Below are 15,258 nucleotides of genomic sequence, written 5' to 3' on the forward strand. Positions count from 1 at the left end.
TGACATGTCTGAAGTTGATATATTCAAGGCGCTTGCCGATCCCACCCGTCGTGCCGTGTTTGAGCGGCTGGCCGATGGCGAGAAGAATGCAACCGAGCTGCGCGAAGGGTTCGCCCTTTCCCAGCCGGCCATGTCGCAGCATCTCGCGGTCCTGCGTTCAGCGGGTCTTGTCGCAGAACAGCGTTCGGGCCGTCATGTGCATTACCGTGTCAATCCGGATGGACTCGCACAAATCCACCAATGGCTTCACCGCTATCGTGCCTTCTGGCCGCAGCGTGTCGACGAACTGAAACAGCTTTTGCAGGAGATGGATCAATGACCAGTGAAAAGCCGGATACCGGGAAAGAACTGCGTTACGAATATGATCTCGATGCCGCGCCTGCAAAAGTCTGGCGCGCGCTGACGGTGCCGGAATTTGTCGCCCGCTGGCTTCTGCCCGAGCCGCAGGCCCCGCAAGAACCGCCCCGCATTTCCCTGAAGATGCTCGAAGCCGATACGGAACGGTTTGTCCGCTATTCCATGCGCGAAGAAGACGACGCCGTGGCTGACAGCATCGTCACCTTCCGGCTCAATCCGAACGGAAATGGCGGCACCACCTTCAGTATTCTGCATGAACCGGTGCTGCTGGTTCAGTCGCAGGGCCGCACTCCCGCCAATGGCAATGCGCCACCGCTGACCATGCACCTCGCCGCCTAACCAACCCAATCCCATCTATCGAAGGAGTGTTCGCCATGCGCGACATGATGCAGCTCGTCCCTATGGTTGTTGAACAATCCAGCCGTGGTGAACGGTCATTCGACATTTTCTCGCGCCTGCTGCGGGAGCGCATCGTCTTTCTCAACGGTCAGGTGGAGGACGGCATGGCGGCGCTGATCTGCGCGCAACTGCTGTTTCTGGAATCGGAAAACCCGAAAAAACCCATCGCCATGTATATCAATTCGCCCGGCGGCGTCATCACGGCTGGACTTGCCATCTATGACACGATGCAGTTCATCACCTGCCCGGTCGCCACACTATGCATGGGCACGGCGCGTTCCATGGGTTCGTTCCTGCTCATGGCGGGCGAACCCGGCCATCGCGCCGCCTTGCCCAATTCCAGCCTGCACGTTCACCAGCCGCTTGGCGGCTTTCAGGGACAGGCTTCGGATATTTTTATCCAGGCGCAGGAGATGGCCGTGGTCAAACGGCGCATGACCCGCCTTTATGCCGAGCATTGCGGCCGCACGGTGGAAGAGGTCGAGAAGACCCTCGACCGCGACCATTTCATGACCGCACAGGAAGGGCTCGAATGGGGCCTTGTCGACACGATCATCAGCAAACGCGGCGACGACAGCCCGCTGCAGATCACCAAGGACTGAGCAGCCATCAGGCCTTCCAATGCGAGCAGCGGATCACATCGCAGAAATTGCTGCGGTGGAATGCGGCTTTACCGATGCGGATAGGCCACGCCGCGCCTTTCTCCGCCATGTCGGCGTCACACCAGCCGAGTACAGACAGAGGTATTTGTGAGGCCGAACAATGCAGCAGGGATGCCAGCTATTGCACAGCGAGAAGCTTTGACATCCGCTTTGACCTGTTTTATACGCAGCGTCCACACCGATGGAGTGTTTATGTCTTATCAGTCTGAGTCCCTCTAGAGCCCCAGCTTCTTTGAAGGTTGGGGCGTGAAAACAGGAGCCCCGCGCCAAACATGTTTGGCAGCGGATACGTTCTTATGGGCTTTTGCCCGTTTTCCCAGGACTTGGATCAATGGACATTTCGCGCGACGAACAGCGCATACTTCACCTGCTCGCCCAGGGCGGCAAAATTTTACTCGAAAAAGATGAGCGCAAGGCCATCACGGATATCATTTGCCTCACACGCGATGGTGCCCGATACATTGCTTGCGACTTGCGGTTATTCCGCAAGCTCAAGCAGAAAAAAGCCATCGCCTCATCAGGCGGCGGTCCCTACCGGGTCACCCGGCGGGGTCTGGCACTGGTGCGTTCAGAGCTGGACAACCGGTAAAAAGAAATCGGCGGCGTGGAAACATGCCGCCGGTTTTAATCCAACGGGGTGTCCAGATTAGTAAAACACCTATATCAAACCAAGCGCTTGCATAAGGATGGTGCGTGGTTCGACAAGCTCACCATGAGGGAATGGAATGGGCTGCAAGCTGATCGTCACCGATGCAGAACTTGGCTCCCTGCAACACACCAATCTCCCTCATGGTGAGCTTGTCGAACCACGCAAAGTGGCTTTGCAGCCTTATGGATACTCGCTACCTATACCCCTCAAAAATCTTCCGGTTCCGGTATACGCCCGAAGGCAATCTTTGAGCCAATATAATTGCCCGGACCATTGACCGGACCGAGATTGAGCGCTTTCGAACCATGCCGCACCCGCACCGTATCGAGAAGGTCAGACACACGTTCCCACTGGCCACGCTGTTCCGTAGCGGCTTGTGTGTCGAACAGATCCCGGCTTTCCTCCACTTCACTGGACAGATCATGCAGCACCACCGTGACGCTGCTGATATTCCGCATCTCGCCTGCCCGTACCATCTTGTCGTGCAAATCGTTGAGACAGTCGAGAAAGCTGCGGTCATCGCGCGCAGCACGAAACTGGCCTACCAGTGTCACCCGGCTGTCACGCCGCACGCCCACCGTATAACTCATCGCGCCCGCACGGTAATGCGACCGGCGCAGGCGCCTCCCCGCACTCAGGCAAAGCAACCGTGCACATTGCAGCACCTTGTCCGGCGCACGCCAGTCCGGCGGCAGATTACGGCCATGGCCGAACATGCGCTTGACCGTTTCCGGTTTTTCCACGGCATAGCCATGCAGCGCTGTGACAAACCGTTCGCCCTCAACACTGTTCCAGATGGCACGGGCGTGTTTCGGCGCGAGCGCCCATAGTCCCTCAACGGTGCTCACGCCTGCCTGCTCCAGCCGTTGCTGCATACCGCCGGCAATGCCGGGCAAATCCTTCAGCCTGAGATCAAACAGCCTCCCCGGCAGATCTTCATGATCTAGCACAACGCAGCCATCCGGCTTGTCCATCTCAGCGGCGATCTTGGCGAGAAGTTCATTTAACGACACTCCGATCGAACAGGTCAGCACCGCGCCGATCTCGTCATGCAGCCCCCGCTTGATCCGTGCGGCCAGTCCATGCGGGTCCCGCGCCTCCGAAGCAAGCAGGCTGCAGGCCACCTCATCGATTGACCGGACTGCCGCAATGGGCACGCAGGTCTCAATGGTTGTGAGAATACGATTGTGCAACTTTACATAGACGTCCGGCCGCGCCTCCAGGAACACAATATCCGGGCATAGCGCTTTGGCGTCGCGTACCGATGTGCCCGTCTTGATGCCAAACGGCTTTGCCTCACGGCTCGCAGCGATGACACTCGTATGCGGCGAATCCAGCGGCACAACCGCAACCGGGCGCTGCCGCAGTGCCGGGTTCAGCTGCTGTTCGGCGCTGGCGAAAAAACTGTCAAAATCCAGATACAGTTTTTCAAGATGGATCGGCTTACGCATGGGGTCACAGGCATTGTTCGAGCTTTAAAGGGAAGCGAGAACAAAACTAGAACATATCTATAAAATGAATGCAACAGCTTCGCGAAAAGCCGCCTGAGATTGAAGCAAAAATAAGGCGAGACATCTTAGATTGTGGCTAAAATGAGATTTACGCTGTTGCGGCGTCTATGATCCGAAACTGGGTGGTCGTTGAGCCATTCCAATGATTGAGCGCGAGATTGCCAGCCACATGCATGGATTGTCCCAGCCGCTTGAACAGGAAATCGCCCAGCGGCGCGCCGGTCGCGCGGAAGGCGATGGCGTTGATCCGCTTGCCATCGGCGCCCGCCAGCGTCGCCTTGACGTGATTGGTACCGACGGTGCGGGCATCAACAAGCCGGTGATGCGGCAGCACCAGCACCGGCTGCGGATGACCGGAGCCGAACGGCCCGGCCTTCTCCATCGTCTCGTAAAGTTGCACGGTTGCACCCGATGCGCTTAGCGCGCCATCAATGGCCAGCGACTCGTTTTCCCTGAGCTGGCCGACCATTTCAGCCGCCTGTTCTTCAAAAAACGCGCGCAAAGCGCCCATTTTGGCGCGTTCCAGCGTGATTCCGGCCGCCATCGCATGCCCGCCGCCCTTGACCAGAAGCCCGGCCTCGACCGCGTTGCGCACCAGTTTTCCCAAGTCAAAACCGCTGATCGAGCGGCCCGAACCACTGCCGGTGCCATTCGCATTGAACGCGATGGCGAAGACCGGGCGCCGCGCCCGCTCCTTCAGCCGCGCCGCAATCAGTCCGACGATGCCCGGATGCCAATCGTCACTGGCGGTGACCAGAACGGCCGGCCCTCCGCCGCTGGACATTTCCAGCATGGCTTCTGCCTCCGCTTGCTCCAGCATAACAGTTTCCATCGCCTGCCGTTCTGTATTAAGCCGGTCGAGTTCCGTCGCAATACGCGCCGCTTCGTTGGGATCATCCAGCGTCAACAGCCGCGCGCCAAGCCCGGCATCGCCGATGCGCCCGCCCGCATTGATGCGCGGTCCGATCAGATAGCCGAAATGAAACGCGCTCAACGGCTCGCCAATGCGCGAAACACGCGCCAAAGCGGCCAAACCCGCGTTCTGTTGCGCGCGGGCCACCAGAAGACCTTTGACCACGAATGCACGGTTCAACTCTTTGAGCGGCACCACGTCGCAAACCGTTGCAAGTCCTACAAGATCCAGCATCGATAAAAGGTCGGGCGGCAGCGTTCCGGTGGCGATACGCTGTTCGCGCAACGAGCGCAGAATTTGTACCAATGTGAGGAAAACCACGCCCGCCGCGCAAAGATATCCCTGGCCTGACAGATCATCCTCGCGGTTGGGATTGACCACCGCCGTCGCTGCCGCTGGCAATGCGCCGCCAACCTGGTGGTGGTCGAGAACCACCACATCCGCGCCTGCCTCACGCGCTGCCTCAATGGCAGCAGCGCTGTTGGTGCCACAATCAACGGTGATGATCAGCGATGCGCCATTTTGCGCCAATTCGCGCATGGCCTGGGGATTGGGGCCATAGCCTTCAAAAATCCGGTCCGGAATATAGATATGATTGGCTATGCCATAATGGCTGAGAAATCGCGATAGAATGGCTGAAGAACAGGCGCCATCGACATCATAATCGCCAAAAATCGCGATTTTCTCATGTTTTCCAATGGCTTTAGCGATCCGGTCCGCCGCCTTCTCCATATCCGTCAGCGATGCGGGATTCGGCATCAGGCTCTTGATCGTCGGCTCCATAAATGCAGCAGCGTCGTCAACACCAACACCTCGCCCGGCCAGAACGCGGGTCACCAAATCCGGGAAACCATAATTTTGCGCCATGGCAAGCGCGACATTCGCTTCGCGTGGTCCCAGCCGGTCTATCCATTTGAGACCGGTTGCCGAATTTTCTACGCCGAGGAAGAGCCGTTCAGGTGCCATGCAAGCGTTCAATCATCCGGCAGGCACGAATGCAATGCTTCAAAGGATCAATCCGGTGAACAAAACCGCAATTACTGTGGAGGTGGAGGCGCTTGTGGTGCGCCAATGGCGCTCATGGTCGTGGCGATGGACGTTGCAAACTCCGAAAGTGTGCGTTCAGCCGCTTCCTTGGTGCCGTTCGTGTAATTGGCCGCCGGTTGAATGAGCAGATAACGACTGTGCATACCGACAACGCACACCAGAAAGGCATGCTTGTCCTGGGCTGCGTCCGCACTGACGCATGGCATGGAGAGGCCCGCACCATAAGGCAAGCTGATTTGCTGGGCTATCTCGTTAGGTTGTGCCGCATGATATTGCGTTGCCTTTTCAAAGAGATCGCGTACGACCGGATCATCGGCACCGTCCTTGATCGGATAGGCAGCATCCTTGTTGTTGGCCTTTACACCAGCCATGACAACCGTGGCGTTGGCGTCAACAGCCTGATACTCGGCGGTCACCCCGAAATCTTGCGGATTGACGACGTGCTTGGTCAAATTGAACGGCCCGACGCTCTGCGGAAAACTGCTGGCAATGGAATTGGACCGGTATCCCTGAATAAGATCAAGATACGGGTCCTGTGCCCAGGCGAGATTCAGCGGCGCAAGAAGCGCAAGCGCCGAAACAATGCAACTGGTTATATTCGTTCGGATATTCATGGCTGTTCCACCGATATGAACTCCCGATATGAAAATAGCTCAAAAAGCATGGCCCCAATAGGGCAATTCCCATTCAGCCATGAACGCAGTTAATAAAATGCCCTGCTGATCCGAAGAAGCAACAGGGCATTGGCATTGTTCAAGTACCGGTTTTTACTGGAACTTTGACATATCCTGATGCTTCGCCTTGATCTCGCGCACGGTTTGCGAGTGCGAGCGCATGACGATTGTGTGCGTCTGGATGTAGTCGCGCGCAAATTTCACGCCCGAAAGCATATTGCCGTCGGTCACACCCGTAGCCGCGAACAGGACATCGCCCTTGGCCATTTCTTCCATCGTGTAGATCTTCTTGGGATCGCTGATGCCCATCTTGGCAGCGCGTGCAATCTTGTCATCGCTGTTAAGCTGCAAGCGGCCCTGCATCTGGCCGCCGATGCAACGCAGCGCTGCCGCTGCCAGAACGCCCTCAGGCGCACCGCCAATACCGATATAGATATCGATGCCCGTCTCGTCAGGGTCTGTTGTATGGATCACGCCGGCTACGTCGCCATCACCAATAAGACGAATCGAGGCGCCGGTTGCGCGCACCTCCTCGATCAGACGCGCGTGGCGCGGACGATCCATAATGCAGGCAGTGATTTCATTGACCGGCACACCCTTGGCTTTGGCGACGGCAGCGATATTTTCAGCAGCCGATGCGTCGAGCTGGATCAGACCTGCGGGATAACCCGGTCCAACCGCGATCTTTTCCATGTAAACGTCTGGTGCGTAAAGCAAATTGCCCTTTTCAGCGATCGCAATGACAGCCAGCGAATTGGGCAGGTTCTTCGCACAGATGGTCGTACCTTCCAGCGGATCAAGCGCGATATCGACTTCAGGACCAGTGCGGGTGCCGACTTCTTCGCCGATATAGAGCATTGGTGCTTCGTCGCGCTCGCCTTCACCGATGACAACCGTACCGCTGATTGGAAGACGGTTCAGTTCCTGGCGCATGGCATCGACAGCGGCCTGATCGGCAGCCATTTCATCGCCGCGTCCGCGCAGGCGCGCAGCAGCTACGGCGGCACGTTCGGTCACGCGGACGAGCTCAAGGGTCAGAATACGGTCGAGGCCCATCGAAGTCTGGTCGGAAGTTTTCGGCATAAATCTATCCTGCGTTCGTGTGGAGATACCCTTTTGCGGATCATCAGGGCTCTTCCTAGCATTGCTGTGCAAACCTTTTGTCAAAGTCGCGAAGCAGCGGCAAGACCCTATTGGCCGGAAAGCGCCCTCGCCGAAAAAGCTAATCGATTAAACGGCCTAGCGGCCGTTCACGAACCAATACAAGTCTTTTACAAACCCGATAATTTCGCAGAATGCCTAAAAAGAAACCACCGCAGTCCAGCCGGATAACTCCAGATTGAACTGAGGTGGCGCTCCATTTTCAATCGTGTCGAACCTGTCAGCCAGCGCGTTCGATCCGGATCATTTGCGGCTTGTCTGTCGCGTGGCCGTCCTTGACGATACCCTCAAGAGCTTTCTTGACGGCTGCTTCAGTGGTCTCGTGCGTCACAAGAATGACTGTCTTGGTCGCATCGGGTTGATTATCGGCGCTCTGGCGTTGAACGATCGATTCCAGCGAAATGTCGTTGTCAGCCATGCGTTTGGCAATCGCAGCAAACACGCCGGCGCGATCGTGCACCGTCAACCGGATAAAGTAACCACCTTCATGCGAGCGCATCTTGGCGCGTTTGTACGGCGCCAAAGATTTTGCTGGCGTCCCGAAGACGGGGCCATGCTGAAATCCGGGGCGGCTTTTTGCAATGTCGGCGAGATCGCCAATTACAGCCGAAGCAGTCGCTGCACCACCAGCGCCGGGACCCGACAACAGCAGTTCACCGAGCAGGTCGGTTTCAATCGCAACAGCATTGGTCACACCGTGCACCTGTGCAATGACGGATCTCGACCGGAACCATGGTCGGATGTACGCGCTGCTCAATGCCGCTGTCGGTCATCAACGCCACACCAAGCAGCTTGATGCGGTAGCCGAGTTCATCAGCCGCTTTGATGTCGGCCAGCGAGATATTGCTGATGCCTTCAAGATAGATGTCATCAGCGGCAATCTGTGTGCCGAAGGCAAGACTGGTCAGGATCGCCAGCTTGTGGGCCGTGTCATTGCCTTCGATGTCGAATGTAGGATCAGCCTCGGCATAACCAAGACGCTGGGCATCGGCGAGGCAATCCTCAAATGAAATGCCCTCATCCCACATCCGCGTCAGGATGTAGTTGCAGGTGCCGTTCATGATGCCATAGACACGCGATACGGTGTTGCCGGTGAGTGACTCTCGCAGAGCCTTGATAACAGGGATACCGCCAGCCACCGCCGCTTCAAAGTTGAGCAATACGCCCTTCTCCTCGGCAATCTTGGCCAAGGACACGCCATGCTTGGCCAAAAGCGCTTTGTTGGCAGTTACCACGTGGCGGCCAGACTTGAGCGCAGCTTCCACAGCGGCGCGTGCCGGGCCTTCGTCGCCGCCAATCAATTCGATGAAAACGTCAATATTGTTGGATTTTGCCAAGGCTACGGGATCGTCGAACCACGTGGCCGCTGAAAGATCGACCCCACGATCACGCTTGGCATCACGGGCTGAAACAGCGGTGACGATAATTTCCTTGCCGCACTGACGGGTGAGCATATCGCCCTTGTCCCGCAAAATTTTCAGAACCGAGGCACCAACAGTGCCCAGTCCGGCGATTCCCACGCGCAGCGCATCACTCATCGTTCATTTCCCTGAAATGTTTTAGCCTGAAGCGGCGCCCGCAGGCGCCGCGAATTCCGGTTTCGGCGGCCGGGTTAGCGGCGCGCGTTCAACGGAATGACGTTGTGCAGCTTTTCATCGGCTGTTGCAAGAAACCGCTTGAGATTGCGGGCTGCCTGACGGATGCGATGTTCATTCTCGACCAGGGCAATACGGATATAGTCATCGCCGTGTTCGCCAAAACCAATACCGGGGGCAACCGCAACATCAGCATGTTCGATCAGCAGCTTGGAGAATTCCAGCGAACCAAGGCTGCGGAATTTTTCCGGAATAGGTGCCCAGGCAAACATGGTGGCTGCCGGTGCCGGAATATCCCAGCCCGCACGGCCAAAGCTCTCCACCAGCACATCGCGGCGATGTTTGTAGATAGCGCGGACTTCGGCAATGTCAGATCCATCGCCATTGAGTGCAGCGGCTGCAGCCACCTGAATTGGCGTGAACGCGCCGTAATCGAGATAGGATTTGACCCGGGTGAGCGCCGAGATCAGCCGTTCATTGCCAACGGCAAACCCCATACGCCAACCGGGCATGGAAAATGTCTTCGACATGGAGGTGAATTCCACCGCAACATCGATAGCACCCGGTACCTGCAGGACGGACGGAGGCGGCGCATCGTCGAAATAGATCTCGGAATAGGCCAGGTCCGACAGAATGATGATTTCATTCTTGCGGGCGAACGCAACAACATCCTTGTAGAAATCCAAAGACGCCACATGCGCCGTCGGATTGGATGGGTAGTTAAGGATCAACGCCAGCGGCTTCGGGATTGAATGCCGAATGCCGCGTTCAAGCGCCGGGATGAACTGGTCATCCGGCATCGCGGGAATGGAACGGATCACGCCGCCGGACATGATGAAGCCGAAAGCATGGATCGGATAGGTTGGATCAGGGCAAAGCACGACATCGCCCGGCGCTGTGATCGCCTGCGCCATATTGGCGAAGCCTTCCTTCGAGCCAAGCGTTGCTACAACCTGCGTATCAGGATTGAGCTTCACGCCAAAACGGCGCTCGTAATAAGCGGCCTGAGCTCGGCGAAGACCGGGAATGCCCTTGGACGATGAATAACGATGCGTGCGCGGGTCCTGAACGGCCTCGCACAGTTTATCCACGATGCCCTGAGGCGTCGGAAGGTCGGGGTTACCCATGCCCAGATCGATAATGTCCGCACCCGCCGCTCGCGCGCTGGCCTTCAGGCGATTGACCTGTTCAAAAACGTAAGGTGGCAGGCGGCGAACTTTATGAAATTCTTCCATAGGCTTGGGTCCGGTAAAAATGGGTTTAATGTGCGGGTGCGCTATACACCCAAACGATACAACGGTCGAGCAATCATTGACCTTTTGTGCAGGCCGCATCCTTGATTACAATCACGTTATCCCGCCTGGGATTTTTTGAGCAAGACACCGAAATGCGGTGTCTTCGTGACCGGTTTCTACGGTCTGCTATTGCTGGCCTTCAATGGCCTTCAGATCGTCCTGCTGCTGCTGGATCAGCTTCTTCATCTCTGCCTGCTTCTTGGCGACGGCGGCCGGGTTGGCCGTGGCATTGCCCTGCCCGCCTTTTGCGGAAACAAGCTTCTTCTGCAGAGCAGTTTTTTGATCTGGCGTAAGTTGGGCGGTTTCACCTTTTGGATCCGGTGTGAACACAGGATAGGTGCCGGTATTAACGGGGCCAGTCAGTGGTGAATTGGACATTGGTTCAGGAGGCATATTTGCACATGCACCCAAACCGGCAATCATAACGGCGCCAACCGAAAAGCGGAGAATGGTTTTGACCGAGATATTCATCGTTTGTCCTGACTGCCGGAATCAATATTCATCGTGGTTATAAGAATTGCACATTAGAGGGATAGCATTAGAGGAACGCACATTCAAATAGGTTCAATTCTGTTTCTCCAGCTCCAATGCAATCAGCAAGAAAGGCACGCCTTTCCAATTGAATGCTTCATTTGAATGTCGATTGCTCTGACGTGTGTTATCATGTCAATAATGTCGATCGGGAGGATCGGCGGGAGGAAGGAAATATATGGACAATCCAGGCGACAAGAGCGGAAAAACGCCGAACCTCGACAATTATGTCATCAAGGATCCGGAGGCCTTTGCACGCAACGTTGCCCATATGATCGAGCAGGCCGGCAAGGCTGCCTCTGCCTGGGTCGAGCCGCGCGAGAAGGGTTTGAAACGCGATACTATCGCTGATCCCGTCACCGACGTCGTTAAAACCCTGTCCAAAGTCTCTGAATACTGGCTGTCTGAACCGGCCCGCGCGCTGGAAGCGCAAACCAAGCTTTTTTCCAGCTATATGGTCATCTGGTCCAATTCAATCCGCCGCATGAGCGGCGAGGATGTCGAAGATATCGTCAAACCAGACAAAGGCGACAAACGCTTCACGGACGAAGACTGGGGCAAAAATGCCTTCTTTGATTTTCTCAAACAGGCCTATCTGGTTACCGCCAATTGGGCTGGTGAGCTTGTTACCAATGCTGAAGGTCTTGATGACCATACAAAACACAAGGCTGCATTTTACGTCAAACAACTAACAACAGCGATCTCGCCAAGCAATTTTCTGCTGACCAATCCGGAACTTTACAAGGAAACTGTCGCCAGCAACGGCCAGAATCTCGTCAAAGGCATGAAGATGCTGGCGGAGGACATTGTCGCGGGCGGCGGTGATTTGCGTCTGCGCCAGTCAGATTTGACCAAGTTTACGCTGGGCGAGAATGTTGCAACCACCCCCGGCAAGGTGATTGCCCGCAGTGATGTGGCTGAAATCATCCAATATGAGCCATCCACCAAGGATGTACTGAAACGCCCTCTGCTGATTTGCCCCCCATGGATCAACAAGTTTTATATTCTTGATCTGAATGCGGAGAAATCCTTCATCAAATGGGCGGTTGATCAGGGCCATACGGTCTTCGTCATTTCATGGGTCAATCCCGATCATCGCCACGCTTTGAAGGACTGGACTGCCTATATCAATGAAGGTCTCCGGTTTGGGCTTGATACAATCGAGAGCGCAACCGGTGAAAAAGCCGTCAACGCCATTGGTTATTGCGTCGGTGGTACTTTGTTGAGCGCTGCCCTCGCGCTTTTTGCCAAGGAAGGCGAAAACCGCATCAAGAGTGCAACGCTCTTCACCACACAGGTTGATTTCACCTATGCCGGTGATCTCAAGGTTTTCGTTGATGAAGATCAGATCAAAGCTCTGGAAGCTGCAATGTCCGCCGAAGGCTATCTGGACGGCACACGCATGGCGACCGCCTTCAACATGCTGCGCTCCGGTGACCTGATCTGGCCCTATGTCGTCAACAATTACATGCGCGGACGCGATCCGGTTCCCTTCGATCTTCTTTACTGGAACGCTGATGCCACACGCATGAGCGCTGCCAACCACTCCTATTATCTGCGCAACTGTTATCTCGATAACAATCTGGTGCGGGGAATGATGAAACTGGCTGGAGAAAATCTGTCGCTCGGTGATGTCAAAATCCCGATCTACAACTTGGCGGCCAAAGAAGATCACATTGCACCTGCCTTGTCGGTTTTCACCGGCTGCAAATATTTCGGCGGTGACGTCACCTACGTTCTGGCAGGCTCCGGACATATTGCCGGCGTGGTGAACCCGCCAGCCAAGAACAAGTACCAATATTGGACCGGTAATTCCCCGACCGGCGCATTTGATGATTGGCTGACCAATACAACCGAGCATCCCGGCTCCTGGTGGAATCATTGGCACAAATGGATCGAATCACAGGACAACGAGCGTGTTCCCGCACGCCTGCCTGGAGAAAACGGCCCGGAAATTCTGTCCGACGCGCCCGGAACCTATGTCCGTATCAGAGTTTAAAACCACCGGTTTTGCTGGGGTTGCAGTCATTATTCTGCTTTGGCGATCATGGCAGGAAAGTGACTAATCACTTTTTCGCCTTATTCCACCTATAGCCCTGCGCTTGTGGAGACGTTTAAAAACCATTAACTTTGATAACTCTCTGCCGGTGTTTTTTGCACTTCAACAGATTTCGCGAGCTTCCTGCTCACACAAAGCGGATTGGACTGAACCTTTGCAAACGCCGGAAAAGACGAGACGGGGGAATCGTTGAACAAGCTGTCAGCCTCAATAACGGCCTTCAGGGCAAGCACAGTCATATGTGTTGTTACGCTGTTTGCCATGGCTACAGTATCCTGCACGTCAACCGGTTCCGCACCCACTGCCGCTACAGTCCTCAGCGTTGCGCCAGAAAGCACAACGACAGCGACCGGCGAGGTTTCCCCTGCTACAGCCAATGCGATGCCTGCAACCGGGACAGCGCAGGTTTCGCCAGAAGCGCTGGCACTTGCCGGAGGCTCGGAAACCAACGCGCTGAAAGCCGCCCACGGAGCAGGCGCTCAGCCAGCGCAGGACAAAGCTGCCGTCAATGCGGCCATAGCAGCGGCGACGCCCCCACCTGCCAATGGAAAAACACCGCTCTTGGGTTCAAGCACTGCGGCCGCCCAGCCTGAGAACCAGCAGGTCGCAAGTGCACCAACGGCAGCAGTAAAGCCGCCAGTGCGAACATCTTTGTTTGGCAGCTGGTCAAAGACTGCAGAACCCGCACCCGTCGAACAGCCGCAACAAGCGGAGACGCCAGTTGCCGGTAAGACAACCAAAGCGCAGGTCGCGTCGGGTGAATCGGGGCAATCTGTCGGCGCAGAGGGGAAACCGGCTACTCGTCCTCAAGGCCAGGACAATGGCCAACTCGTGCGGCTCTTTGCCAACAACGCCAATTCGTCCAAGCGCCAGCAAGTGGTTATTCAGCCAAAAGCATTTGCTCAGTTGAAAGCCGTGAATCCGGATGTTCACATGGCGAGTGTTGCGGGTTTGCCGTCGGCGACAAATTATCTCGCGACTCTTCCGGGCGTGCGTCCGAATGGCGGCATTCAGATTATGCAACGCGACAGCCTTTATGCAGATGATGATGTGGAAGCAGCGTCCGCACCGGTGATTCTCGCATCTGCTGCCGGTCTCGCTCGCCTTGCTCCCAATGGCCTCAGAGTTCAGCGTGAAAGTGTTGATGTGGCATGTTTGAAACCACAATTGGTGGGAATGCTCAAATCAATCGAACGGCGGTTCGGTAAATCGGTGATTGTAACATCGGGGTACCGCAGCCCTCCTTATAATCGTCTGGTGAATGGCGCGAAGGCTTCCTTGCATATGTCCTGTGCGGCAGCTGACATTCAGGTTCCAGGTATTTCCAAGTGGGAATTGGCAAACTTCGCTCGCTCCATGCCGGGGCGCGGCGGTGTGGGAACATATTGCAGCACCGAATCAGTGCATGTCGATATTGGCCCGACGCGCGACTGGAATTGGCGCTGTGGTGGCCGTCGAAGAATCTAAAACCAACAAATTCGGCGCTGCCTTGTCATTGTTTACTGAGTTACCCCCAGATGCAGACGAACAATTTTCACTTTTTCCCAAAAAAGAATGCATTATGGGGTTGCGGCAGAAAAACTGTTTCATTATAAGCCGCTTACCTGCAGGCGCCCATCGTCTAGCGGTTAGGACGGCGCCCTTTCACGGCGCAAACAGGGGTTCGATTCCCCTTGGGCGTACCAGGTTTTCTTCTCAAATAATCAAGATCTTATTGCCAACTGCTTACAACGCAGATGCGGCTTTTTGATAAGCACGCAGCACGTAATAAGCCATTTAGGCTATTGTGAGGTTGATCCTGCAACAGCAGTATGACGCGCTCGCTGTGGGCGTCCTGCCAGAGTTTTCCCCGCTCATACCGGCTTTTTAAAGTCGGGATATTCAACAATCACATCGCCCGTCCCGGTTGCATCATGCAAATATGCGGAGTTTGCATGAGATTTGCCGGGAAATCATATGCGGTCAATCCACAGCCTTCAAGCTTTGTCACAGGCTGTTAAAGAAAGTTATGAGATTGTAATCCTGACCTGACCTATCATCAATCACTGCTGAGATTCCGATCTTAGCAGTAGGGTTCGGTTTAACCTCCAAACGAACCCGAATTCTCCCACCCCAGAGCAAATTTGCCTGCCTTTCTTAAGGCAGGTTTTTTTTCGTTCTTTTTCAACCGGCCCGCGAATAAGCTTAAGGCCAACACAATCTCAGCACGTTTGCCTGTCCTAATGATCATATGCAGGAAAACATGATCATGAGCACACAAGCAAAGACCACTTTAACATTTATGCTGGCAGGCTTGGTTGCCACAGCGGTCGTTCTCATGGCGGATATGTCATTCGCCGAAATGCTCAAGGCGATCCAGAATCTCTCATAAATAGCGATTGTTCGAGCCTGTCGTCTCGGATATT

The 15,258-nt window shown here is 55.6% G+C and carries 14 protein-coding genes, 1 tRNA gene and 1 pseudogene; 8 read left to right on the plus strand and 8 right to left on the minus strand.

Features of this window, described 5'->3' with window-relative positions; genetic code table 11:
- Positions 1-4 precede the first annotated feature (4 nt).
- The 4 genes from HB779_RS15440 to HB779_RS15455 all read left to right on the plus strand — a co-directional run bounded on the left by HB779_RS15440 (position 5) and on the right by HB779_RS15455 (position 2,007).
- Positions 5-319: a helix-turn-helix transcriptional regulator gene (locus tag HB779_RS15440; protein ID WP_188343193.1), complete on the plus strand. Its 315-nt coding sequence runs from the start codon at positions 5-7 to the stop codon at positions 317-319.
- Positions 316-696, plus strand: coding sequence for an SRPBCC domain-containing protein (locus HB779_RS15445; RefSeq protein ID WP_188343194.1), 381 nt, complete (start codon positions 316-318; stop codon positions 694-696). Before HB779_RS15440 ends, HB779_RS15445 begins: the two co-directional genes overlap by 4 nt.
- A gap of 35 nt (positions 697-731) precedes the next feature.
- The gene (locus HB779_RS15450; protein WP_188343195.1) at positions 732-1,358 is read left to right on the plus strand and encodes an ATP-dependent Clp protease proteolytic subunit; all 627 of its coding nucleotides are present in this window, start codon (positions 732-734) and stop codon (positions 1,356-1,358) included.
- Positions 1,359-1,749: 391 nt separating this feature from the next.
- Positions 1,750-2,007 carry a YjhX family toxin gene (locus HB779_RS15455; protein ID WP_188343196.1) on the plus strand — a complete coding sequence of 86 codons (258 nt, stop codon included), beginning with the start codon at positions 1,750-1,752 and terminating at the stop codon, positions 2,005-2,007.
- Between the two features lie 266 nt (positions 2,008-2,273).
- On the opposite strand, the gene HB779_RS15460 is transcribed toward HB779_RS15455, so the two are convergent.
- The 7 genes and pseudogenes from HB779_RS15460 to HB779_RS15490 form a co-directional block, all read right to left on the minus strand.
- Entirely contained in the window at positions 2,274-3,518 is a 1,245-nt protein-coding gene (locus tag HB779_RS15460; protein WP_188343197.1) for a type VI secretion protein ImpB, read from the minus strand.
- 148 nt (positions 3,519-3,666) lie between these two features.
- Positions 3,667-5,457 carry a single-stranded-DNA-specific exonuclease RecJ gene (gene recJ, locus HB779_RS15465; RefSeq protein WP_188343198.1) on the minus strand — a complete coding sequence of 597 codons (1,791 nt, stop codon included), beginning with the start codon at positions 5,455-5,457 and terminating at the stop codon, positions 3,667-3,669.
- Between the two features lie 71 nt (positions 5,458-5,528).
- Entirely contained in the window at positions 5,529-6,152 is a 624-nt protein-coding gene (locus HB779_RS15470) for a hypothetical protein (RefSeq protein ID WP_188343199.1), read from the minus strand.
- Positions 6,153-6,305: 153 nt separating this feature from the next.
- The gene (gene glpX / locus HB779_RS15475) at positions 6,306-7,295 is read right to left on the minus strand and encodes a class II fructose-bisphosphatase (protein ID WP_188343200.1); all 990 of its coding nucleotides are present in this window, start codon (positions 7,293-7,295) and stop codon (positions 6,306-6,308) included.
- A 298-nt stretch (positions 7,296-7,593) separates the two neighbouring features.
- Positions 7,594-8,911: pseudogene (locus tag HB779_RS15480) on the minus strand (homoserine dehydrogenase).
- Between the two features lie 74 nt (positions 8,912-8,985).
- Positions 8,986-10,203, minus strand: coding sequence for an LL-diaminopimelate aminotransferase (locus HB779_RS15485; protein ID WP_188343201.1), 1,218 nt, complete (start codon positions 10,201-10,203; stop codon positions 8,986-8,988).
- A gap of 186 nt (positions 10,204-10,389) precedes the next feature.
- Positions 10,390-10,734, minus strand: coding sequence for a hypothetical protein (locus HB779_RS15490; protein ID WP_188343202.1), 345 nt, complete (start codon positions 10,732-10,734; stop codon positions 10,390-10,392).
- 238 nt (positions 10,735-10,972) lie between these two features.
- On the opposite strand from HB779_RS15490, the gene phaC reads away from it, so the two are divergent.
- On the plus strand, positions 10,973-12,793 hold the full coding sequence (phaC, locus tag HB779_RS15495) for a class I poly(R)-hydroxyalkanoic acid synthase (RefSeq protein WP_188343203.1): 1,821 nt from the start codon (positions 10,973-10,975) through the stop codon (positions 12,791-12,793).
- A gap of 125 nt (positions 12,794-12,918) precedes the next feature.
- Here phaC and HB779_RS15500 read toward each other — a convergent pair whose 3' ends face one another.
- Positions 12,919-13,116 (minus strand): hypothetical protein, encoded by a 198-nt coding sequence (locus tag HB779_RS15500; protein WP_188343204.1) that lies wholly within the window; start codon positions 13,114-13,116, stop codon positions 12,919-12,921.
- Between HB779_RS15500 and HB779_RS15505 the strand changes: the two genes are divergently transcribed.
- The 3 genes from HB779_RS15505 to HB779_RS25615 all read left to right on the plus strand — a co-directional run bounded on the left by HB779_RS15505 (position 13,115) and on the right by HB779_RS25615 (position 15,224).
- Positions 13,115-14,320, plus strand: a complete 1,206-nt coding sequence (locus HB779_RS15505) for a D-Ala-D-Ala carboxypeptidase family metallohydrolase (RefSeq protein WP_244642382.1) — start codon at positions 13,115-13,117, stop codon at positions 14,318-14,320. The two genes, HB779_RS15500 and HB779_RS15505, sit on opposite strands and share 2 nt — an antisense overlap.
- A 143-nt stretch (positions 14,321-14,463) precedes the next feature.
- Positions 14,464-14,538, plus strand: a tRNA-Glu gene (locus tag HB779_RS15510).
- Positions 14,539-15,101: 563 nt separating this feature from the next.
- Positions 15,102-15,224, plus strand: coding sequence for a hypothetical protein (locus tag HB779_RS25615; RefSeq protein WP_256440604.1), 123 nt, complete (start codon positions 15,102-15,104; stop codon positions 15,222-15,224).
- Positions 15,225-15,258: the final 34 nt, after the last annotated feature.

This window comes from Phyllobacterium sp. 628, from assembly GCF_014189505.1.
Lineage (GTDB): Bacteria > Pseudomonadota > Alphaproteobacteria > Rhizobiales > Rhizobiaceae > Phyllobacterium.

What these genes read in the sequence shown, in the direction of transcription:
- HB779_RS15500 (WP_188343204.1), bottom strand. Translation starts at nt 13,116, where the DNA reads ATGGCAAACAGCGTAACAACACATATGACTGTGCTTGCCCTGAAGGCC.
- HB779_RS15440 (WP_188343193.1), top strand. Translation starts at nt 5, where the DNA reads ATGTCTGAAGTTGATATATTCAAGGCGCTTGCCGATCCCACCCGTCGT.
- recJ (WP_188343198.1), bottom strand. Translation starts at nt 5,457, where the DNA reads ATGGCACCTGAACGGCTCTTCCTCGGCGTAGAAAATTCGGCAACCGGT.
- HB779_RS15455 (WP_188343196.1), top strand. Translation starts at nt 1,750, where the DNA reads ATGGACATTTCGCGCGACGAACAGCGCATACTTCACCTGCTCGCCCAG.
- phaC (WP_188343203.1), top strand. Translation starts at nt 10,973, where the DNA reads ATGGACAATCCAGGCGACAAGAGCGGAAAAACGCCGAACCTCGACAAT.
- HB779_RS25615 (WP_256440604.1), top strand. Translation starts at nt 15,102, where the DNA reads ATGAGCACACAAGCAAAGACCACTTTAACATTTATGCTGGCAGGCTTG.
- HB779_RS15490 (WP_188343202.1), bottom strand. Translation starts at nt 10,734, where the DNA reads ATGAATATCTCGGTCAAAACCATTCTCCGCTTTTCGGTTGGCGCCGTT.
- HB779_RS15505 (WP_244642382.1), top strand. Translation starts at nt 13,115, where the DNA reads ATGGCTACAGTATCCTGCACGTCAACCGGTTCCGCACCCACTGCCGCT.
- HB779_RS15450 (WP_188343195.1), top strand. Translation starts at nt 732, where the DNA reads ATGCGCGACATGATGCAGCTCGTCCCTATGGTTGTTGAACAATCCAGC.
- HB779_RS15460 (WP_188343197.1), bottom strand. Translation starts at nt 3,518, where the DNA reads ATGCGTAAGCCGATCCATCTTGAAAAACTGTATCTGGATTTTGACAGT.
- HB779_RS15445 (WP_188343194.1), top strand. Translation starts at nt 316, where the DNA reads ATGACCAGTGAAAAGCCGGATACCGGGAAAGAACTGCGTTACGAATAT.
- HB779_RS15485 (WP_188343201.1), bottom strand. Translation starts at nt 10,203, where the DNA reads ATGGAAGAATTTCATAAAGTTCGCCGCCTGCCACCTTACGTTTTTGAA.
- HB779_RS15470 (WP_188343199.1), bottom strand. Translation starts at nt 6,152, where the DNA reads ATGAATATCCGAACGAATATAACCAGTTGCATTGTTTCGGCGCTTGCG.
- glpX (WP_188343200.1), bottom strand. Translation starts at nt 7,295, where the DNA reads ATGCCGAAAACTTCCGACCAGACTTCGATGGGCCTCGACCGTATTCTG.